Source organism: Acidobacterium sp. FHG110202_01 (assembly GCF_059115305.1).
This window is the reverse complement of sequence record NZ_JBZYWJ010000009.1, coordinates 184,651-206,499: the sequence shown is the minus strand read 5'-3', so window position 1 is coordinate 206,499 and position 21,849 is coordinate 184,651. Positions and strand designations below refer to the sequence as shown.

The window sequence follows — 21,849 nt, the reverse complement described above, 5'->3', positions numbered from 1 at the left end:
TCCGTTGGTGCGGACTCATCGAGAGAGTACAGCTTCCAAAACCGACACGCCCCTCTTTATCTCACTTGCATTACACCCTGCGAAGCCCAGAAACAACGCGGGTTTCTGCTCGTACCTGCTGACAAATGAGGAGATTGGAACTACTTCCAATCCCAGCTGTTCTGCCCGTCGTGTCACCACCATTTCAGTGACATGTGTTTTGATCCAGGCCACGGTACACATCCCAGATTGCGCGTTCTCCACTTCGAGCAAGCCGGAAAGACGCCTATTCGCTTCTTCTGTAAGTAGCTGCGAACGATCCGAGTAGATCTGCCTCATCTTTCTAACGTGGTGGCCGAAGTGACCTTCGTTGATGAATTCCGTCAGCACGGCCTGATCTAACGTCGGAGCATGGCGATCCATGAAGCTTCGTGCGATTCTAAATGCTTCGACTAACCGTTCCGGAACAACGATGAACCCAATGCGAAGAGCGTTGAAGAGCATCTTCGTAAATGTTCCAACATAAATGACCGATCCAGATCTATCGAGGCTGTGCAGTGACGCAATCGGCTTCCCGGAATAGCGATATTCCGCGTCGTATTCATCTTCGATAATCCATGCCCCCGCACGTGCGGCCCAGGAAAGAAGTTCGGCTCGTCTCTCTGCAGACATGACAGTTCCAAGCGGAAACTGATTGGCTGGTGTTACATACACCGCACGGGCAGCGGGAGATAACTTCATCGCTCTTGCGACATCTATACCATCTCCATCAACTGGAATGGGAATCACACTCGCGCCGGCGCTCTGAAAGACTTGAGAAGCTCCAGGGTACCCGGGATCTTCCATCCACACCTCGTCGCCGGGATCGAGAAGCACTCGCGCCAAGAGGTCCAACGCCTGCTGCGCGCCCGATGTGACGATGATCTGTTCAGCAGAACAACGTACTCCGCGGGAGTGGCCCACATATTCCGCGATAGCTCTTCGCAGCGGTGGATAACCACCTGCATCACCCTGCCCATACAAAGAACGCGGTGCCTTGCGAAAAACGCGCGACGCAATCCGCGCCCACAGTTCGACTGGAAACAGGTCGATCGCCGGCTCATACCCCCGAAACGCCTTACCGATGGAATGCGAAGCTGGCTGGAGAAATGTGGTTTTAAGAAGACACTGCGTGCGCTTTGCTATAGTCGCTCTGGAGATTACCTGCCGGGAAGATCTTTGTTTAGCCGGAGAGGTCATCTCCCACACTGGCGCCGGTACAACAAAGGTTCCAGCACTCACTTCGGACGAAACGAATCCCTCAGCCTGAAGTTGCTGGAATGCTGCCACGACTGTACTCCGGGCAAGGCCGTATTGCGCTGCCAGGTTTCTCGTCGACGGCAATCGTGCTCCAGATTTCAATCTGCCATCAATAATTGCTGAGCGCAGCTCCGTGTATAGCCAGCGCCACATCTCCTGGTTGCTCTTCCTTGGTCCTAAGACCAGGTCTTGAAATGTCTCTGTCTTCGACACTGTTCCAGGCACCCATTATGGACTGGTCATCTCGTTGATTATGGACCTTCCAGGTATTCCATTCCAAGATAGCCTGACTGTGGAAGGGGAATACGTCGTGAAGATGAGACTGGAGCTGGCGAAGGTTTCACCCTCTGCCTACCATGCGATCCTCAGAGTGGAGAGCTTCGTCAGGAAGTCATCGAAGCTTGAGGGATCTCTCCTGGCACTGATCAAAATGAGAGCCTCCCAGATCAATGGGTGTGCCTTCTGCATTGATATGCATTCCAAGGACGCGCGTATGAATGGCGAGACGGAGCAGCGCCTCTACGCTTTGTCTGCATGGCGGGAAACAACCTTCTTTACCAGCCGCGAGCGCGCGGCTCTCGCATGGACCGAAGCGCTGACTCTTATCACGGAAGGACACGCATCAGATGATGTCTATGCCGAAGTCCGGAGGGAGTTCAGCGAAGAGGAACTCGTCAACCTCTCACTCGCAATTATCACGATCAACGGTTGGAATCGACTGGCGATAGGTTTCCGCAAGCTCCCAGGTGAGTATCAGCCACGCAAGGTCGGTTAAGCCGGTTATCGCAGCATCATCCCGAAGGACAGAAGCGATGCATAACATGAAGAAGCTCATCCTCTCTGTATTTATCTTTACCTTTGGATTTGCCACGGCAACGCATGCCCAGCAAGTGAATACGCTCTTTACGAAACAGCTTCCGGAAGTACCGGGTAAGGAGATTGAAGTCATTACTGTCAATTACGCCCCAGGAGCCGTCGACGCGATCCACCGGCATGATGCGCACGCGGTCGTCTATGTCCTCGACGGGGAAGTTGAGATGCAGGTTCGCGGAGGCACGCTTCGACGGCTTGGTCCCGGGCAGATATTTTATGAATCGCCTGAAGACGTTCATACCGTAAGCCGTAACGCGAGTAAGACGAAACCAGCGAAGTTTGTCGTATTTTTTATCAAAAATGAAGGAGCACCGATTCTCACTCCCGTTCACTAGCTTCGGACGCGAGCGTTGAATGTCTCCGATGAAACCATTTTGCCTAAAGCAATATTCCTCACGTGGAGGCGCGTATGAATTCAAAAACCGCGCAACTCACCGAGAATGGGACAGAGATTGTCCGCCTGTTCGCACGGTTTGCGCTAGGAGCTTCCTTTCTATCCGCTGTGGCTGATCGCTTTGGCTTGTGGGGGCCATATGGCGCGAAGAACGTATCCTGGGGAAATTTCGCTCATTTCGTGGAGTACACGGGCGCGGTGACGTCTCTCTTCCCCAGTTCATTAACAGTACCGTTTGCGTGGGCAGCTACCGTCGCAGAGACCCTCTTGGGGACATTGCTTATCGCAGGCTTAAAAATACGAATGGCCTCCGTCCTCTCGGGTCTTCTCCTTTTGTCATTTGCTATAGGCATGGTCACAGGTCTTGGCATCAAGACGCCATTCGACTATTCGGTCTTCTCGGCAGCCGCTGCAGCATTCTTACTGGCGTTCTGGGAGCCTGACCGGTTCACGTTGGACAGGCTTCTGAATCGATCACGAAACTGAGCGGAAGATCCGATTACGAACAACACTAACTTCTATAGCGCGAACGTTCCGCGTAATAGACACATTGGAAGTGCGATATGCCACCACCGAAACCTATACGGATATTGTTGGTCGACGACCTGCCGATTTTTCGCGAAGGGCTAAGTATGGTCATCCAATCGCAGCCTGATTTGCTCCTTGTCGGTCAGGCGGAGAACGCGGAGGATGCTCTTTCTCAGTTTCGTCGCATCCGCCCAGACGTGACGATTATGGGTCAGAGACTTCCAGACGCTAGCGGTACCGATGCGCTGATTGCCATTCGGAAGGAAAGCCCTCGAGCGATCGTGATGATGGTGAGTACTTCGAAACGAGATATGGACGTACGCCGTGCGCTCAATGCGGGGGCTGCTGCCTATGTTTTGAAGAACACCCCAAAAGCAGAGATGCTGCGCGTGATCCGTTGGGTCTCTGAGGGCCGTAGGCACATCCCTTCCGAGGTAGCGCGCACGCTCGCAGAACATCTCGGACAGGAGGAGCTTTCCCCACGGGAGATCTCAGTCCTGAGGCTGATCCGAGATGGCTATCGGAACAAACAGATCGGCCCACGCTTAGGAATTTGCGAAACGACGGTCAATTTCCATATCAGGAACATCGTCGAAAAACTCCAGGCAAATGATCGGACCCACGCCGTGACCATCGGCTTTCAACGTGGCCTCTTGGAACTCGAATAGATAGCGGAACACCGCTCCTATAGAAAAATTCAGGCCTCCGGCTGTTCTGAAGGTCAGCCAATTTGTCCGATTTGATGATTAGCCTACAAGTGTTCCGCGCTCTGACCTTTTGCGTTAGCGATTGGAGTACGGGAGACAAAAAAGGGGAGAACGTTATGAGTGTTACACAAACTGTCGAAGCCTCGAAGATCGAGGCTATACCGGCACCATTTCCAAAGACCAAAGGGATTGCGACCCTCAAAGTCTTAAATAGTGAAGAATCCTTGGGTCCAGCGGTGGCCCTACTGAGAATGGAGCCAGGGAGCGAAATTCCAAGACACCTCCACGAGCGAACAACCGAAATGTCGTACGTCCTTGACGGTGACTTCATCAGCGAAGGCATCTCGTATCCGAAGGGCACGGAAATCAATATCAAGCCAAATACCATTCACGGCCCCCACACGACGAAGACAGGATGCACCGTCCTCGTCACGTTCAGCTATCCATCTGTTCTCGATGATTTCAAATTGGCCTAACAGCTCGTCGTAGGAGTGGTATTTTCACGAGCCCGTGATCAAATCGGGAGCCGTCTGCCGGAATCGCCAGGCGGCGCCCGCTCGACCGAGTGCCCCAGAGTGTCAACTTCCACCGAAAGCTTCTCAATCAGGAGCTTTGGTTCCCTTTGAGGCCAAAAAACAGACTTTTCGACCCATTGCCAGAACGTTTTTCGCAAGAGAAGTATCTATTCGCGGCCTCCATCCCAATCTTTAGCCGGGGCGAGAGCCCTTATTTTGCACCCAGGAGTGATGTATGCCAAAAGCAGTAAGGTTCCACAAGCTCGGCGGTCCCGAAGTTTTACAGATTGAGGAAGTGCCGGTAAGGCATCCTGAAGCGGGCGAGGTCGCCATCGATGTTGCAGCCGTCGGCCTGAACCGGGCTGAAAGCATGTACTACCGTGGGAACTACTCCCAAAAGCCCGAATTTCCCTCCGGACTTGGCTATGAAGTAGTCGGAACAGTTACAGCTGTCGGCGAAGGAGTAGATTCCTCACTCGTAGGCAAACGGATCGGAACGATCCCCGTCTATTCCATGAACCGGTATCCTGTGCTCGGCGAAAGAGCCGTTGTGCCAGCGGAAGACGTCGCGGAACTGCCTCCATCACTGTCATCCGTCGAAGGAGCGGCCGCCTGGATGCAGTACGCTACTGCATACGGCGCTCTCGTAGCTTTTGCCGAAGTAGGTCCAGGCGATACCGTCCTGCTCACGGCCGCAAGCTCTTCGGTCGGGCTCGCGGCCATACAGATTGTGAAGGCTCAGGGAGCAATCTCCATCGCAACCACGAGAACGTCGGCAAAGAAACAGTTATTACTGGATCTCGGGGCGGACCATGTGATCGCTACCCAGGAAGAGGACCTTCCGACACGCGTCCGCGAGATTACAGATGGCAAGCTCGCACGAGTAGCCTTCGATGCTATCGGGGGATCGTATATCGACACACTCGCGCAAGCTGTGGCTCCTGAAGGCACGATCTATCTGTACGGTCTGCTCTCTGAGGAAGACAACCACTATCCAGTAAGCGCTTTCTTCAAGGCTATTTCCCTGACCGGCTACATGATGTACCAGATGAAGACGCCCGAACGATTCGATCGGATGAAGCGGTACGTATATGAGCACCTTGCGAATGGTTCGTTCAAACCTCATGTGGACCGTACCTTCCCGTTCGAACAAGCTGCCGACGCATATCGGTATCTTGAGAGCAATCAGCAAGTAGGCAAGGTCGTCATCATGCTCTAAGGAGGCGAAGCAGCGGAGCTTAGAGGGGTAACTTCCCGGCTCAGCTGCTCAAAAACCTCGTCGATTCCGGCCTGAAATCGTTGCGTCCAGAAATCGACGGAAAGACGAAGTGCTCATCATCAGGACAGGGCGACTCTTTCCGCCATACCTGAAGGTACTTAACCATAGTGAGTCTTCAACGCAGGGGTTGGCCAATGCTAAGGAGATTGCCCTCACTGTCTTTGAACCACGATCCTTTCTCGGCGACTCCCTTGCTGGGATAATTTCCGGCGATTGTGGCGATTCCATTCACGGTCTTTAGACCGGGCAGATCATATTCTTCGAAGACCACGCCGCGTGTTTTGAGCGCTGCCACGACCGCCTCGATATCAGAAACCTCCCAGCCAATCTGGGTGTGACTGCCCGATGCTTCTCCTGCGGATTCGAACAAAACAAAAAAACTATTGCCACTTCGGTAGCGAAGGCCGCCAGGCCGTTCCTCTAGAGGCTCCAAGCCTAACTTTTCCGAATAGAACTTCCTGGCTCGGCTCAAATCTCGCGCTGGGAGCCGGGTAGCGACATCACTTTTTTCAAGCATCGGTATGTACCCTCCTCTCGTCTGCTTTCCTGCACCTTTCCACTTTACTGACTAGGTGCCCCAATTGTGGCAAACGCGGGTTCTCGTTATCTCAAAGCTCGTCTCCAAACAGCTTGCAGCATAGCGGGAATCCAAACGTTGGCAGGACATTGGCCCCAGGTGTCATCTATGAAGACGAGGGGACGGCCTCCGGGTCGCCAGCGCCGCAGATCTGTAAGTTCTGAGCTTTTTTGCACAGTCTTCGCGTCACAAATTGCTGGCCTATTTCGTCATCGTCATGAGGCTCTGGGACCAGCCCGGTGAAGTTTTCATTGCAGCAATTGGGAGTCGTTGGGTGCTACGGATTTCCACTATGCTCTTTCCTAACCGGGTATGATCTGCCTCGATCCTGATTCGCCCTGCGCGGCCCATGATGGTACGCACAAATACTGCACCCACTCCTCCGCTTGGCTCTAGATGAAATGGGTTGTCACCTGCAATTACTCCTGGGCCTTCGATCGTGAAGGCTAGGTCACCATTCGCGAAGAGTCGCGGCGAGCCAAATTTATCGACTACCCCAAACGCCAGCCGAGTGGCATCGGATCCATCTGCCTGCAGTTCGAGATCATCAGCATGCAGCCACAATTTGTCTGCTGAGCGATCGGATGAAAAGCGACGCGACAGGACAAGCTTGCCGTTCACAAATCCATCCATGCGGAGTTCCGGCGAGCCCGATCCGTCCACGCTGAGATCCGCAAAGAACGGAGGGTATTTAAGATTTGGGAACTCCTGGCGGTTGGGATGCAGCGTTGCGTGCCGGTTGCCGTTGATTGAGAGTTCCAGCTGATCGCAGTTTGAAAAAATGACGGCGTGCTCTCCGGGGCCATGAGGGTTTGATAGACCAAAGTCCCAATAAAAAGACGGCTCAATGATTGGCCGTATTCTCGGATCTGTCTGCGACAGGTAAAAAGACGCGCCGAGCTTGGGAATACGGAATGAATCCGCAATACCCGGGCATTTCACCGCATCATAGGAATTGAGCAGGCTGGCGTAGTCGAATGCGCACCATGCGATCACTCCAGCACAGCGCGGATTGCTCGCGGCCTTGTTGTGCGCCTGTGCGTGCAGCAATGCCTGCCGCGCCTGCATGGCAATGTCGCCCGCGCGCCGGTATATCTGCCTAAAGCCCTTTCCCGTGCCGTAATCGAACTGGCCCACAGCTTCGGCAATCATATAGGGTACTCCGGGTACCGGTTCTTCAATGCCTACACTGCCGTCTGGAGCAGAGTGATAATCGTCAAATGCGAAGACGTCCTGATGCCACTCCTTCTGCCAGTTCTTTTTGGAAGATGGTGTCATCGTTCCTGATGTGGGACGGGAGTCATCGAGTGACTTTGCAAGTTCGCGCGTCCGTTGATAGAAAGCAGGATTATTCGCCGATTCGTTGATGCGCACGCCCCAGATGACGATGGAAGGGTGGTTGCGGTCGCGGCGAATCATCGCTTCTACATCATGGAGTGCGAGATTCTGCCAGCTCTCGTCGCCGATATATTGCCAGCCTGGGATTTCTTCCCACACCAAGAGGCCTAGTTCATCGCACGCATTGAGAAATGCTTCTGACTGCGGATAGTGAGAACAGCGGACGATGTTGCAATTGAAATCGCGGCGGAGAATCTCCGCATCTCTGCGCAAGATGCGATGGGGCGCTCCGAAACCGACATAAGGATACAATTCGTGGCGATTCAACCCGAAAAGCTGCAGGCGGCGGCCATTCAGAAAGAAGCCATCCTGGGTGAAGACTGCTTTGCGAAATCCGACTCGAGTTTTGTACTCATGCACCGGATGATCGTCGACCAGGAGCGTAACAACGAGATCGTAGAGGAAAGGCTTGTCCACATCCCAAAGAGTTATGTTTCTGAGATTGTCCAGGGTCAGATGAATCTCCTGGTCGGATTTCTCAAGGTCTGTCTTATCTGAAATTCTGGCAACAACGCGGGAGCCATTCAGCAGTTTTGCTTCCAGGCGAATCGTGGATGGCGGGGTTCTGTTGCTGTTGATGTGGCAGGTGATTTCCAGTTGCCGGTCCTGTTCGAGGACACGAACGGGCTTGGCAAAGACATCGCTGATGAAACTAGAGGGGACTGCATAAAGGCTTACAGAGCCGGTGATGCCTCCGGGAAGAAGATAATCGACGGAGCGCGGTCCAACAGCAGAGCCTGCAGGAGGAACATTCATCCAGCGAGCATCAACGGCAACAGACAGTACGTTATTTTTTTCTTTCACCAAGTCTGTGATTTCATGCTCGAACGGCAGGAAGCCGCCAAGATGTTGCGGTAGAGCATGACCATTCACGTGAGGCGTTGCGCTGACCATGGCCCGGTCAAAATGCAGAAAGAGCCGCAGTCCTCTTAGCTCTGTTGGGATATCGAAATGGCGACGGTAACACCATTCTTCCTGCCATGAGGAAGGGTCCCATTTCTGCCATGAAAGCGGAGTTATGGTGTGCGGCAGCGTAATGCGTGAAAATCCTGCATCGTTGAAATCGGATTTCAATGCTGCGGAATTCAGCTTTCCGCCAAACAGCCAGTCGTTGTCGAGAGGAAGAATATGCCGAGCCGCGCCACGCTCGCTGGCCGAAGTCAGGTTTTTTAGAACAGGCAAGGGTGCCAGGGCTGCAAGTGCGCAGTCCTGAATAAACTTTCGTCTGGAAACGTGGTGGATACCGGCTCGCTTCTTTCCCAAGGCTTGTTTCTTCTTCATCCGATTTTACAGATGCATGTGCATACACAATTCATGCTTGTCATTTCTGTACCGCAGGCTGAAACACAGACTGTCAGCAATGTTTCAGCCTGGCCATCGCTAGAAGAGCAGTTTTAATCCGAACTGAAAGACTCGCGGAGAACCTGCCGACGTGATCTGTCCATAGGTTCCGGAAGAAACATTAGAAACAGGATTCGAAAAATTTACACGGTTGAAAGTGTTGAATGCTTCTGCTCTGAACTGGGCATGGACTCGTTCCTTCTGAAACAGGTCCTTGAAGATCGAAGTGTCTACATCACTATAGCCCGGTCCGCGTAGACTGTTGCGTCCGATGTTTCCGAAAGTCCCGATGGCGGCGGGAACAAAGGCATCCTTGTTGAAGTACTCCTTAATAGGGCTCACGCCTGCCGGTCGTGCTGGGTTTCCAGCGATATCAGCAAAGTCGTTTCCGATGCCTGAAAGTGAGCGGTCTGTACCACTGATTACGGTGAATGGCAGCCCTGTCTGAAGGCTCACGATGCCATTGACCTGCCAGGAATTGAGCAGAGCGCTTCGCCAGCCGGTAACAGCAAGATGCGGTGTTACATAGTTCACCGAAAGGTTATAGCGAACGGATTGATCGAAATCTGCCGGACCGCGCCCGCTTTGCAGATTGAAAGGATTCGGTGGTCCGGCGTTGCCCTCGGTGGCGCTCGATGTGTTGTCGATGGCCTTGGACCAGACGATGTTGGTGAGCAGTGTAAGCCCGTGCTGCGCGCGCACAACCAGGTTGGCCTGCAGCGAATGGAAGATCGAGTACTCGTACGATTGCGCCAGTTCGACCGCGCCCAGCCCCGGATACAGACGGCGTGCATTTTCGTTGCCTACCGTGGCTCCAGGAGCATAAACCGCCGGGTTGAACTGTCGTGAGCCCATGATATGCGCACCATGATTGCCTACGTATGCGATGGAGAAGGCCGTATGCCCAGGCAGCTGCTGTTCCACAGTGAGGTTCCAGTTCTGCGTGTTGTTCACTTTTGATTTCGGATCGAGTACACCGCCAGAAACTGGGCGCTGGAACTGATAGTTACCGAACTGGCTGGGTGAGACATGGTCGCGGGGAAATGGGCTGCCTCCAGGGTAGCCTGCATAAATGTCATCCCAGGCCGCAGTAGGAGCAGGATAGGTCAGATACAGGTCCACAGGCTGCATTGCATCGGTGCGCTGGTAGAGCAGGCCTTCGGGAAATCCGTAGAAGATACCATAGCCTGCTCGCACAACAGTTTTGCCGGCGCCATCCACGTTGTAGGCAAAACCGATGCGCGGCGCGAAATCCTTCCAGTTTTTCTGGAAGACGGAATCCTGCAAGCCGGTATCGCCCTTGAAGATCAAGCCTAATGGTGCATTCGGTGCAATTTTGGACTGGAAGCCGGGAATGAAGCCCACCAGCGTCTCATTCAAATCGGTGGGCGGGAGCCATGGGTCCCAGCGCAGGCCAAGGTTCAGCGTAAGGCTGCGCGTCAGCTGCCAATCATCCTGCACATAAATGGATGGACGATACTCGCGCAGGTAGGCTTTGCGGCCGTTGTCTTGGAAGAACTGCGAATCGAGGCCGAGATAGAAATCTGCGAGGGCCGATCCGCTCTTCGTAGTTCCCGCAGGTAGCGTTGCACCTGTGGGCGCTGCTGTACGCTGGCCATTGAAGGTGTTGTCTCCTGGTGTGTAGGAATAGTCATTCATGTCGACCCGGTCGCGCTCGAGTTCCGCACCCACGCTCAGTGTGTGTGTATGCAGAACCTTTACCAGCCCGCCTTTGTAATCAAACGATGTTGCATCCTCTGTAAGCGCGCCTCCAGAAAAGATGTTTACAAACCCTGAGATGTTGGCGCGAATACCAGGAAAAATCGTTTCGCCCGGGCTGCCAAGCGGAACGTTCTGGCCAAGATCCTGAAGCGACTGAAGGCCCGGATCCTGCGGAATCTGCGTACGCGCAAAGCGCCCGGCGCTGGCTGAAAAAGTGGCCGTAAGCGTTGGGCTGAAGACCTGAGTATCTGTCAGAATTAGCGATTGATTCCGGAAGAGATTTTCAGCATAGAATCCTAGCGGCGCATTGAAGGGACGCTGGAAATTGTCCTGGTTATAGAAATAGCGTCCGCTGAGTTGATTATTCTGTGTGACGGCGTGATCGATCTTGACCAGGTACTGCGTGCTGTCGACATTCGAGTTCGAAGTGGAATTGAAAACACCGGTTGTAGGATTCGCAGCCAGCGGCGAGAGATATTTTTGTGCCAGCTTGCTGGAGAGTGGATTGATGGGCGTCGGAATCTTGTTGCCCGGATATGGCTGGCCAGTGGAAGGATCGTAGATCGCAATGCCCTGCGCCAGCAGTGCGGAGAAATCTCCGGTGAGTTCAGCAGCTGTGGGAACGGTGATCGAGATTGGATTTGGCGAGGAGCGCTGCTGTAAATCTTCTGCAGCAAAGAAGAAGAAGGTACGGTTCTTTACGATTGGACCGCCCACTGTTCCGCCAAATTGATTGAGCTTGAACGGAGGAGCTGTCTGCTGAAAGTAATTGCGTGCATCGAGCACCGTATTGCGCAGGAACTCATATGCTGAACCGTGAATCTGATTTGTTCCTGAGCGTGTGGAGAGCTGCACCAATGCTCCTGCGCCGCCGTATTGCGCGCCATAGTCGGATGACTGGATGGTGAATTCCTGCAGTGCGTCAGGATTGGGAAGAATCGGGACAGAATCGAAGAAGCGATTGGTGTAAATTGCGCCGTCGAGCTGGAAATTGTTCTGCGTAGCGCGCAGGCCGTTCACGGTAAGGCCGGTGTTGTCCTGCTGTCCGCTCTCAGTACCTACACTGGTCAATGCTGTGCCGGGAGTCAGCACGGTAAGCTGCAATGCATTGCGTCCGTTCAGCGGGAGCTCCTGAATCTGCTGTTGGGCTACCGATGTCTGCACGCTCGATGAGGCTGTCTGAATGAGCGGTGCGGCAGAGCTTACTTCGACGGACTGCGTAACACTGCCCACTTCAATCTGGATAGAAATATCAAGCGTCTGGCCGGTCAGTAGTACGATACCGTCGCGTTTCTGCGATGCGAATCCATCACGGTGAATCTCAAGGGAGTAGTTCCCGATGGGCAGGTCGGGAAAGACATAAATACCCTCCTCATTGCTGACGACGGAGCGCGCAACTCGCGTCTCGACGTTTGTGGCGGTGACAGTAGCGCCTGAGATTCGCGCGCCATTTTTGTCAGAGACTGTACCGCGAATGCTCCCGATTGCCTGGGCAAACAGCGTTGTTCCTGATGCCGCAACAAGCAGGGAAAACAAAAATGCTGCAAAGATACCGCGTCTGGCCTGAATCATAATCTCCTCGGTGTGGGTGAACCGCTCCCACGGTTTAGAAAAGAACTGCAGATATTGAAATGTGAATTGTTGATAGAGCGGCACAGCCTGAAGAATCAGTGAGGAGATGTCTTACGCGTACGAACTAGAGATGGATGCAGAGTCGCGCAGGGAACATTGCTCAACGAACTGACCGGTAAATCAATCTCTTGTGGACTGATGCCGGCGTCTGTGCAGCTGTCGCTGTAGAAGAGTCAGCGACAACAACAAGCGCGAAGGGTAGTGAAAGCGAAGGGAGACTCAACGCACACGGATACTCCGTGCTCAAGCATGGACAGAAAGTGCTGTGTCGGAGTCATGGCTGAAACATATCACTCACTTTTCTGGAAGTCAAAGTGCATGCCGGTTCTGGATGCGATACTGCCGCCCAACGAGAAACAGCAGCGAAGCGCCGACAAGCGGCATCAACGCGACCGTGATGAAAACCGGCGCGTATGAGACGCGATCGACAAGATAGCCCGTGAGCAGCGGAAAGAGCAACCCGCTTAGACCTCCAGCCACTCCGGTCAGGCCAGTAGCACGCCCGACAGTGTGATCGGGAAAAAGATCGGTCACCGCGCCGAACATATTGGCGGAAAGAAAATTATCAGCCATCACCGCCAGTCCGATTGCCAGGAATGCCGCTGCTGTGTTGTGCAGATAGGGAACGGCCATGCTGCTCAAGCACAGTGAAGCGCTGCTATACATGGTGATCCGTCGCACGGTGTAAGCACTGTAGCCGCGTTTCGTCAGCAGTCCTGCTGCCCATCCACCCAGCACGCCCCCCGCATCGCCCAGCAGAAAGGGAATCCACCCCAGAAAGCCCACCTGCGCGAGCGTGAGATGCCGCACGCTGTAGAGGTAGCTTGGAATCCAGTACCAGTAAAACTGCATGACCGGACCGATGAAAAAACGGCAGAGCATGACTGCCCATGCAGAAGATTGTCCGAGCAGCGAGCCGAGTGATGTAGTACTTGCGCTATGGCTCCGCTCCATGCGTGGGTCGCGATAGAGTGCAATCCAGAGTGGAACCCATATGGCTCCAAGAGATGCGGGGATCAGAAACGCGATGCGAAACCCATAATGCTGCGCGAGGTAAACGATCAGCGGAGGTGCGAGCGTGGCGCCGATCATGCTGCCGGTATTGAAGATGCCGATGGCAAGCGTGCGCTCGCCCGGATCGAACAGGCGGAAGATTGATTTCATACCGCCCGAGTAGTTACCGCATTCGCCGGTGCCCATCCAGAAGCGTGTAATGCCGAGCTGTAGGCCGGATTTTGTTGTTGCCTGAACGCCTGTGGCTATGGACCACCACAGCACAGCTCCGGCCAGCCCGAAACGCACGCCCCAGCGATCCATGAGCCAGCCCATAGGGAACTCGCCTGTCATCATGCCGAATTGGAAGGCCGCAACAATGCGTCCGTACTGCTCATTGGTCAAGTGCAGCATCTGCCTGAGCACAGGCGCAAGGACGGAGACGGTCTGGCGGTCGATGAAGTTGACGACCGTGATAGCGAACAGCAGAGAGAGCACAATCCAGCGAGCGCTTCCGCGCCGACGGCTTGCAGCCGTATGCGTTTCAAGGCTGGGTTCGCTTCTATCTTCTGCTAGTACGGCCATTCGCTTCATCTATCTTTATTTGATGGGACGAAATTCATTGCCCACGAAGTCTTCCGCGCGGCGTACCTGAGTCTGTCCTGCATTCGTATCTGCATGGTCGATTGGCAAAAGAGGGAAGAGCAATTCTGCGACGCGATATGCTTCTTCAAGATGCGGATAGCCGGAGAGAATAAAACTCTCGATTCCCAGGTCTGCGTATTCCAGCATGCGCTCGGCCACGGTGGAGGGGTCGCCTACCAGAGCGGTGCCTGCTCCGCTGCGCACCAGGCCAATGCCTGCCCAGAGATTCGGAGCAACTTCGAGATTCGCGCCGCTGCCTTTGACTACGGCTGCCATACGTCGCTGGCCTTCCGAATCGAACTTTGCCAGCCCCTTCTGTGCGCGTTCTATTGTTTCTGTGTCGATGTATTTGATCAGCTCGTTTGCTGCGCTCCACGCCTCTTCGTTCGTTTCGCGCACGATGATGTGCAGTCGAATGCCGAAGCGAACGCTGCGTCCTTTGCTTTCAGCCAGCTTACGCACGCGGGCAATTTTTTCGGCGACCTGCGCAGGTGGCTCGCCCCAGGTCAGGTAGTAGTCAATGTGTTCGGCGGCAATCTCAAGAGCCGCATCAGACGAGCCGCCAAGATACAGCGGAGGATGCGGCTGCTGCGTGGCTGGATAATAGACGCGCGCATTCTCAACATGCAGATGTTTGCTCTCAACTGAGTAAGTCTCGCCGGCAAGAATCCGCCGCCAGATATTCAGGAACTCGCCTGTCACTTCGTAGCGCTCATCATGCGAAAGAAAGACGCCATCGGCCGCTGCCTCATGCGGGTCGCCTCCCGTGACAACGTTGATGAGCAGCCGGCCGCCGGAGAGACGGTCGAAGGTTGCCGTCATGCGCGCAGCCACAGTGGGCGACATGATACCGGGGCGCACTGCTATAAGAAACTTAAGGCGGCGTGTGCTTGGCATGAGGGCGGAAGCTACCACCCAGGAGTCCTCGCACGAATTGCCCGTAGGCAAAAGCACGGCATAGTAGCCAAGGTCGTCGACGGCCTGCGCGATCTGCCGCAGGTACGCGTAATCAGTCAGGCGCGATTGATGGCTCGAACCCAGATAGCGTCCATCACCTGTTGTCGGGATAAACCAGTTGATCTGCATCTCATCTCCATCAGGAAAAATCTGTATTTGTAATTGTCTGGCGCGACCAGTAAGAACGTAAAGCCATTTGCACCGGACGCGAAGCGTCGATGCCCGCGCTGAGCGGCGCATTCACCGGACCGGCATGCACAATGGCATCGATGAAGTTGCGCGCATGCGCTCGCTCCAGTGATTCGGTAGCGGGAACGCTTTCCGGAGCGCCCTTATTCGGCGTAAAGGTATAGCCTTCACGTGAAAGATCGAGCGTGCCTTCTGTTCCTTCGAAGAAGACGCTTGGCCTGTCGTTCTTGATTGGCAGCACGCTCGACTCGAAGTTCAGGTTCCAGCCGTCGTACTGCACAAGCGCGCTGACCGTGTCGGGGTTCTCGCGTCCGTCATGCAGTTGGTAGATACCTCCAAGCGCTGTTGCTGCATGTGGATGCGAATCGTCGAGCATCCATTGAGCAACGTCGACCCAGTGCGTGAGAATATCAGCCAGCAATCCGTTGCCATAGTCGGGGAAGTAGCGCCATGCTGTGTAGCGTGCAGTTGCATAGGGCACATGCGGCGCAGGTCCCAGAAAGCGGTCCCAATCGAGACCAGCAGGCTTGGGCGCGGGCTCGATGCGCCGCTGTTGCCAGGGAAAGTTATGCCAGACGGCACGCGCGAACAAGACCTTGCCAAGCTTGTTTGCAGCAAAGATTTCCTCTTTGGCGCGGCGATAATGGGCGCCGCTACGCTGCTGCATGCCGCATTGCAGAACCGACTTGCTTTGCTGTGCCGCTTCCGTCAAAACGCTGCGCTCTTCCCAGCGGTGCAGCGTCGGTTTTTCGAGATACACATGCTTGCCGGCACCAAGAGCAGCTTTGGCTATGGTCACATGCAGGTGATCGGGCGTGGCAATCAGAACTGCGTCGACATCTTTTTTCGCAAGAAGGTCCTGGTAGTCGACGAAAGATGCAGGTTTGGGTGTGACGTTGGCAAGTTGCGCGAGAAACTGCGCTGTCTGCGCATCATAGACATCGCTGACAGCTGTTATATGAACGCGCTCGTCAGCGAGCAGAGCGCCGGTAACAATTGTGCCGCGGCGCCCCAGGCCGATTACGCCAAGACCGATGCGATCGTTGGCGCCTAGAACACGAGCGTAGGAACGCGTGCTCATTGCCGCGACAACGGTCGCTGAGGTTCGCAGGAAATTGCGGCGATTCATGCGGACAAGGCTCCACGCAATGCGCGATATGCAGGCTCGATGCTGGCCCATCCGCTCGGTAAAAACGTTAATGCTGCATTGCTGATTGTCAGCGCGCTCAATCCCCGCAAAACCTGCCGTCTACTTGTCGTGTGCATGAACTATCCTCACTGCTTTTTCCGTACATATCATGTGCGGGAATGAATATAGGAGCGGGATCAACCGATTAGGTTGCCTTCCGGATCACTTATATGGAGAAGAGGAAAAATGCCGTGAGAGTCAACAACACAATGCGGCGCTGCCGAAGGAGTGGCAGCGACAACAAGGTACGGTCTGGAGCAAATAACGCAAGGAAAGGCTCTTACTTTTAACCTAAATCTGAATTCCCCTTTGAGTCAATCGTGATTGAGTAGCAGAGATGAGCGTCCACAACTCAATGATGTTAACAGTAGCCAGCCCAGGATGGTATACATCCGGGCTGGCCTTGGAAAGAGTTCAGAGTGTTTGGTTATAGCGAGTTGAGGAAAGTGATGAGTGCCTTTCGTTCTTGTGGGCTTAGTTCATCGAAGCGCCGCTCGACTTCGTGTGCTTCGCCTCTGTGACGTTCAATTGCACTTTCAAGAGACAGTGATTTCAGGTCGTGCATAAATCGCGCTTTGGTGCGCAGGCCCCAAAGCGGAGCGGTTCGCAGCTTGTTTGCAGTCTCCTGCAGGCCGGCAGTTTGGACAATACCGTCGCCGGTGTCAATGTCATGTAGAAGGAAGTCGCTGAATGGATGAATGATCTTGTTACCAAGAGCATCCGGTACAGTGAACATGCCACCGTCAATCACGGTTCCCGCAGGGGCTGTTTTAATGGATTGCACATGGCAGCTGCCGCAGCCGATGCGCGCGAACAGATATTGTCCCTCACGCGCCGCCGGCGTTGCCGCTAAGACTGTATCGCGTGGTGGAACCATGGTGCCGCGTATGAATTGAGCGAAGTGATCGATGTCCGCCAGGCCAAGATTGTCCGGTTGATCTTCAGGATCGGTCGTAGTCTTGCATACCGTAGTTACATCTTTGGGGCGGAGGCGGCTCTTGACTCCCATCTCGTTCAAATACGCATCCGCAATAAATGAGAGCAGGCTGCCGTGCTGGTCTTTCCATCCAAAGCGTCCGACACGAGTTTGTCCTTGTGCTTCAAATATCGGTACTTGTATCGCCTCACCATGGATCCTGCCTCCAGTCTCATCCGATTGGCGCTGGGCGATCGCTGTTAGTGTGTTGTCATCAATAGCTTCGACGAACCCATCGCCCAGCGTATTCAAGGCAGCGCGCAGAGTGCGAATGTTTTCAGTAGCAGGCACGTGTTCCTGGGCCTGAGGGCAAGTGGCGCGGTCGTTCACGATCGAGCGCCCGGTAATGGTGCTCATTCCATCATTGATAAAAACGGTCGGATTGACGAAATTGCCGTCCTCATCGTTATGACCGACGCGAATCTCGGTGATCTGGCTGGCGCCGCCGCTGTTTGGGTTTTCATGGCAGCTGACACATGCAGTCGCGTTGTATACCGGGCCCAAATCCTGCCGCGCGGAATGGTTTAGCTCATAGACCTGCTGATCGAGAGCGAAGGTATCGCCCGGTGGTTCGGAGATACCGTTGCTGACGCTGTGCGCGCCGTCAAAGCTGGGAGTATTGAAGCCCGATGGCGCTTCCCTGGCAGACTGCTGGCTGATTCCAGCGATTCCAATAGCCAGTCTTACCACTGCTGCGAGAAGACAACCTCTGAGGAGAGCTTTGCGAAGGGACATGTGTGTTCCTCCTGATTGTGGGGAATAACGTTAGTGGCCCTGTACCTTCGCTAACTGGCGATTCCGCAAAATATTCCGGCTGTACAAAATTTTTCTCAGACATTACTCGCGTGGAATAAATCTCGGCTGTGCCAGTTTTCGAAGACGAGCGCATTTTCATCAAGGAGCAACATCAGGCATGGAAGAGAGCAATCCAAAGATTCTCGATCCCGCATCGCCGGACGGCATCGACCGCCGCGGTTTTCTTAAGTGCATGGCATGGGCTGGAACCGGAGTGATATGGACTCTGTCCGGGGGCATTCCAGTATCACGTGCTTTTGGAGCTGTGGCGCCTCAACAAAAGCAGGAAGACTTCAGCTTCGTGCAGATCAGCGACAGTCACATAGGCTTTAACAAGCCGGCGAACACCGATGTTATCGGAACGCTGCAAGCTGCGGTTGACAGGATACTCGCAATCCCGGGATCACCGGATTTTGTAATCCACACCGGCGATTTAACGCACGCTTCGAAGCCGGGAGAATTTGACACGATGGATCAGGTGCTTACCGGAACCAGGCGGCAGATTTTCTACGTTCCCGGCGAACACGACACTTCTGTCGATGACGGGAAGCTTTATCTGGAGCGCTATGGCAAAGATTCATCAGGGAACGGATGGTACAGCTTCGACCATAAGGGAGTGCATTTCGTCGGGCTGGTGAATGTAGTCCAGCTGGAAGGCATGGGGAAGCTCGGCCAGACACAGCTGGACTGGCTAAAGAGGGACCTGAGTCAGCGAAAGAACAGCACGCCGATCGTGCTCTTTGCGCACATCCCGCTCTGGGCGGTATATCCGGACTGGGGATGGGGCACCGAGGACAGCGAGCAGGCGCTTTCTCTTCTCAAGCGATTTGGCTCGGTCACGGTGCTCAATGGGCACATTCATCAGATCATGCAGAAAGTAGAAGGCAACGCGACATTCCACACTGCGATGTCGACCGCATTCCCTCAGCCCGTTCCTGGCACTGCACAGGCGCCCGGCCCAATGAAAGTGCCGGATGAAAAGCTGCGCAGCGTGCTCGGCATCACAGAAGTGCATTTCTTGGCGCAGCGGCACCAGCTGGCAGTGGTGGACTCTGCGCTGTCTGCTGTGGCGCCGGCATTAACATCGCCGAGCGCGGAATGATTCCGGGCAGGGCACTGTAAATAATCTGGAGCAAACGAATGATGAGACTGGAACCGTCCCTGGTGTGGATCGTGAAGCGCTTTCATGGACGCCGCACATTCATCATAGGTTTCGGCGCAGGAGTTCTGATGTTGCTTGCGCTGATGATACTGCCTGTTATGAGCCGCGCAGATGCCGGAGTCAGTCGAGGCAAGCTGCTTTTTGAAAAACGTTGTACTGGCTGCCATGCGCTTGATCTGGATAAAGAGGGCCCGCACCTGCGCGGCGTATATGGAAGGAAGGCAGGCAAGGTTGCGGGCTTCAAGTATTCCGCAGCGTTACAATCATCGCAACTGACCTGGGATGATGCTTCTCTGGACAAGTGGCTTGCCGATCCGGACTCGCTGATTGCGGACAATGATATGACCTTTCATATCCCCAGACCCGACGAGCGCGCAGATATTATCCGTTTCCTGAAAGCTGTTTCCATGAAATAAGATTTGCGATCTGCAAGAGGGCGCAATGAATGGACCCTGAGCATTTTGAACAGTTGGCGTTGCCGTTGTTCGATTCACTTTATAACATGGCTCACTGGTTGACTGGCGATCGCATCGACGCAGAAGACCTGGTGCAGGAAACCTACGCGAAGGCATTGAAAGGCTTCAAGTCTTTTCAGGAGGGAACAAACCTGAGAGCGTGGATGTTCCGTATTCTGCGCAACACATTTCTGACTTCACGCAGTGGACTGATGGTGCGCAATACCTTGCCGCTTGAAGAAGAAACGGACCTGGAGGACATCTCGGCGCATGAGATCACTCCCGAGTCAGTCCTGTTGCAGAGCGAGAATCAGCAGATGATTCTAGACGCGTTGATGGCGCTTCCTGTGCACTATCGTGAAATTATTCTGCTCTGCGAGGTAGAAGAACTCTCATACCGGGAGATTGCGAATGTATTGTCGCTGCCTGTGGGCACAGTCATGTCACGACTGTCACGGGCCAGGACTTCGCTGCGCGACAGGCTGAAAGCAATGCCATTGATGAGGATGCAACCATGAAGCAGTGTGAATGTGAAGCCGGTACCCTGGCGCAATATCTCGACGGGGAACTTTCGCCGGAGCATGCAAGCTTCATCCAGCAACACGTCGGCAATTGCCCGCAGTGTGCCGCGGAGGTGTCCGCTCTTGTGAGCCTGCGGCGAGGCCTCAAGGCAGCAGATCGTCGTTTCATACCGACGGACGAGTTCAGAAGGAAGATACAACAGCAGGTTTCACAAAAGCCGCGCCGCGCATGGAACATGCGTTATGCGTGGGCATTTGCCGCGCTGGCAGTGATCCTTGTTGCTTCTCTGGTCTGGCTCAGGCAGCCACAGCATGCAGATTCTTTTAGCGAGATTGCCGATCTGCACGCAAGCGCGCTGGCCAGCAATAATCCAGTAGACGTCGTATCGACGGACCGGCATACGGTAAAACCGTGGTTCCAGGGGCGGATTCCGTTCTCTTTTAACATTCCGGAACTCGCGGGTACGGAATTCACCCTGCTTGGAGGACGCGTCGTTTATCTGAATCAGCAGCCCGGAGCGCAGTTGATCTTCACCCTGAGGCAGCACAGAATCTCCGCCCTCGTCTTTCGGGAGTCTTCAGTTTTACCTGGAGAGTTGACCGCTGGAGGAGATGTGGAAAAGCGCAGTTCCTTCAACGTAGCGGTATGGAGCAATCAGAATTTGCGCTTTGTTGTCATTGGCGATGCGGACCCGAACGAGATTCGCAAGCTTGATCAAATGATCAGAGCGGCGAATGAGTAGTAGTGGCTTTTGGCTTTGGGTATTCAATACGCCTTGTCAATAATCCCGAAAGTAACATTCTGCTGTAAGCTGCTGGTTTCAAACCATATCTGTTGCAACAGGCAATGAGCTGGTATTTCTGTTCTTTCTGATATCCTGAAAATAAGAACAAAAGCCTGCCCGGGGATCCGGGCAGGCTTTTTAATTGGCACGGAATCAGGACTTTGCATGGAACCATCCTGTTTTCAATACTTTGCCGCGCCTAAAACAGAAGCCATGGTTTTTCAAAGACTTAACACCCCCAGGGGAGGGGGAGAAGACCCCCCTGCGGATTATGAGACTGGGCTGGCCAGAACCTCTTCCACGAAAGACTGTGCAAGCCGTAATTCCTGAGCTGAGATAGTGTGCGGCCTTCCCGGAAATTTCTCTGCCTGCACAACTGCGCCCATCTGCTTAAAAATGGCTGCGGACTCCTCGACGCGCGACCAGGGAACATGCGGGTCAGGGTCGCCGCTCAAGAAAAGCGCAGGCATCCCTTCCAGGTTGCCCTCGCGTGTCAGCTCCGAGCCCAACGGGCCGATGAGCCCTCCGGTGAAGGCCAGGAGTCCTGCATACCGTGCCGAATGGCTCGCGACAAACTCTGTCGAGAGGCAGGCGCCTTGGGAGAAGCCGCTGATCAAAATGCGGCTTCGTGGGATGCCCGCGTCTACCAGACCTTTGACTACGGATTCAATCTTGGTAAGTGCCGAGCTCAGCCACGGTTCATTGCTTGTCCGGGGAGCGAGAAACGAGTTGGGATACCAGGTGCCTTGCGCGGCCTGCGGGGCAACGAACGCAACCTGCTGCAGGTTGCCGGCCTTCTGAAATTCGCCGGCAAGAGAAAGAATGCCCTCGGCTGAAGCACCCCTGCCATGGAGCAGGACCACGGCAGATGTGGCCTTCTCCAGAGCAGCGCCAGCGCCAAGAACCGGCTGGTTGGCATGAGGATCATTTGCGGCCAT

General features: G+C 54.5%; 19 protein-coding genes. 10 read left to right on the top strand and 9 right to left on the bottom strand.

Translation table 11 applies throughout. From position 1 onward, the window contains the following. Window positions 1-15: 15 nt before the first annotated feature. A complete protein-coding gene (gene pdxR / locus AC5S16_RS18780) occupies window positions 16-1,431 on the bottom strand; it encodes a MocR-like pyridoxine biosynthesis transcription factor PdxR (RefSeq protein ID WP_493931639.1) in 1,416 nt (471 codons plus the stop codon). A gap of 163 nt (window positions 1,432-1,594) precedes the next feature. Between pdxR and AC5S16_RS18775 the strand changes: the two genes are divergently transcribed. The 6 genes from AC5S16_RS18775 (at window position 1,595) to AC5S16_RS18750 (ending at window position 5,514) form a co-directional block, all read left to right on the top strand. Next, complete coding sequence (locus AC5S16_RS18775; RefSeq protein ID WP_493931786.1) at window positions 1,595-2,053, top strand: carboxymuconolactone decarboxylase family protein; 459 nt, start codon at window positions 1,595-1,597, stop codon at window positions 2,051-2,053. A gap of 46 nt (window positions 2,054-2,099) precedes the next feature. After that, the gene (locus AC5S16_RS18770) at window positions 2,100-2,486 is read left to right on the top strand and encodes a cupin domain-containing protein (protein ID WP_493931638.1); all 387 of its coding nucleotides are present in this window, start codon (window positions 2,100-2,102) and stop codon (window positions 2,484-2,486) included. A gap of 74 nt (window positions 2,487-2,560) precedes the next feature. Beyond that, the gene (locus AC5S16_RS18765; protein ID WP_493931637.1) at window positions 2,561-3,031 is read left to right on the top strand and encodes a MauE/DoxX family redox-associated membrane protein; all 471 of its coding nucleotides are present in this window, start codon (window positions 2,561-2,563) and stop codon (window positions 3,029-3,031) included. Window positions 3,032-3,108: 77 nt separating this feature from the next. Then, window positions 3,109-3,741: a response regulator gene (locus AC5S16_RS18760; RefSeq protein WP_493931636.1), complete on the top strand. Its 633-nt coding sequence runs from the start codon at window positions 3,109-3,111 to the stop codon at window positions 3,739-3,741. Between the two features lie 74 nt (window positions 3,742-3,815). Beyond that, window positions 3,816-4,256, top strand: coding sequence for a cupin domain-containing protein (locus tag AC5S16_RS18755; protein ID WP_493931785.1), 441 nt, complete (start codon window positions 3,816-3,818; stop codon window positions 4,254-4,256). Between the two features lie 274 nt (window positions 4,257-4,530). After that, window positions 4,531-5,514 carry a zinc-dependent alcohol dehydrogenase family protein gene (locus tag AC5S16_RS18750; protein ID WP_493931635.1) on the top strand — a complete coding sequence of 328 codons (984 nt, stop codon included), beginning with the start codon at window positions 4,531-4,533 and terminating at the stop codon, window positions 5,512-5,514. A gap of 175 nt (window positions 5,515-5,689) precedes the next feature. Here AC5S16_RS18750 and AC5S16_RS18745 read toward each other — a convergent pair whose 3' ends face one another. The 7 genes from AC5S16_RS18745 to AC5S16_RS18715 form a co-directional block, all read right to left on the bottom strand. After that, window positions 5,690-6,091, bottom strand: a complete 402-nt coding sequence (locus tag AC5S16_RS18745; RefSeq protein ID WP_493931634.1) for a VOC family protein — start codon at window positions 6,089-6,091, stop codon at window positions 5,690-5,692. Window positions 6,092-6,352: 261 nt separating this feature from the next. Then, window positions 6,353-8,731: a glycoside hydrolase family 2 protein gene (locus AC5S16_RS18740; RefSeq protein ID WP_493931633.1), complete on the bottom strand. Its 2,379-nt coding sequence runs from the start codon at window positions 8,729-8,731 to the stop codon at window positions 6,353-6,355. A gap of 198 nt (window positions 8,732-8,929) precedes the next feature. Continuing rightward, entirely contained in the window at window positions 8,930-12,184 is a 3,255-nt protein-coding gene (locus AC5S16_RS18735; protein WP_493931632.1) for a TonB-dependent receptor, read from the bottom strand. A 369-nt stretch (window positions 12,185-12,553) separates the two neighbouring features. Next, a complete protein-coding gene (locus AC5S16_RS18730) occupies window positions 12,554-13,822 on the bottom strand; it encodes an MFS transporter (RefSeq protein ID WP_493931631.1) in 1,269 nt (422 codons plus the stop codon). A gap of 15 nt (window positions 13,823-13,837) precedes the next feature. Next, a complete protein-coding gene (ssuD, locus tag AC5S16_RS18725; RefSeq protein ID WP_493931630.1) occupies window positions 13,838-14,968 on the bottom strand; it encodes an FMNH2-dependent alkanesulfonate monooxygenase in 1,131 nt (376 codons plus the stop codon). Between the two features lie 10 nt (window positions 14,969-14,978). Continuing rightward, window positions 14,979-16,157 carry a Gfo/Idh/MocA family protein gene (locus AC5S16_RS18720; protein WP_493931629.1) on the bottom strand — a complete coding sequence of 393 codons (1,179 nt, stop codon included), beginning with the start codon at window positions 16,155-16,157 and terminating at the stop codon, window positions 14,979-14,981. A 487-nt stretch (window positions 16,158-16,644) separates the two neighbouring features. Continuing rightward, the gene (locus AC5S16_RS18715; RefSeq protein WP_493931628.1) at window positions 16,645-17,928 is read right to left on the bottom strand and encodes a di-heme oxidoredictase family protein; all 1,284 of its coding nucleotides are present in this window, start codon (window positions 17,926-17,928) and stop codon (window positions 16,645-16,647) included. Window positions 17,929-18,106: 178 nt separating this feature from the next. On the opposite strand from AC5S16_RS18715, the gene AC5S16_RS18710 reads away from it, so the two are divergent. From AC5S16_RS18710 to AC5S16_RS18695, 4 genes are read left to right on the top strand one after another with little or no spacing between them, the layout of a single operon-like run. Further along, window positions 18,107-19,090, top strand: coding sequence for a metallophosphoesterase family protein (locus AC5S16_RS18710; RefSeq protein WP_493931627.1), 984 nt, complete (start codon window positions 18,107-18,109; stop codon window positions 19,088-19,090). Between the two features lie 38 nt (window positions 19,091-19,128). Beyond that, window positions 19,129-19,566, top strand: a complete 438-nt coding sequence (locus tag AC5S16_RS18705; protein ID WP_493931626.1) for a c-type cytochrome — start codon at window positions 19,129-19,131, stop codon at window positions 19,564-19,566. A gap of 29 nt (window positions 19,567-19,595) precedes the next feature. Further along, window positions 19,596-20,123 carry a sigma-70 family RNA polymerase sigma factor gene (locus tag AC5S16_RS18700; protein WP_493931625.1) on the top strand — a complete coding sequence of 176 codons (528 nt, stop codon included), beginning with the start codon at window positions 19,596-19,598 and terminating at the stop codon, window positions 20,121-20,123. Next, window positions 20,120-20,869 carry an anti-sigma factor family protein gene (locus tag AC5S16_RS18695; RefSeq protein WP_493931624.1) on the top strand — a complete coding sequence of 250 codons (750 nt, stop codon included), beginning with the start codon at window positions 20,120-20,122 and terminating at the stop codon, window positions 20,867-20,869. Before AC5S16_RS18700 ends, AC5S16_RS18695 begins: the two co-directional genes overlap by 4 nt. Before the next feature lie 311 nt (window positions 20,870-21,180). Here the strand turns inward: AC5S16_RS18695 and AC5S16_RS18690 are convergent, their stop codons facing one another. Next, a complete protein-coding gene (locus AC5S16_RS18690; RefSeq protein WP_493931623.1) occupies window positions 21,181-21,849 on the bottom strand; it encodes an alpha/beta hydrolase in 669 nt (222 codons plus the stop codon).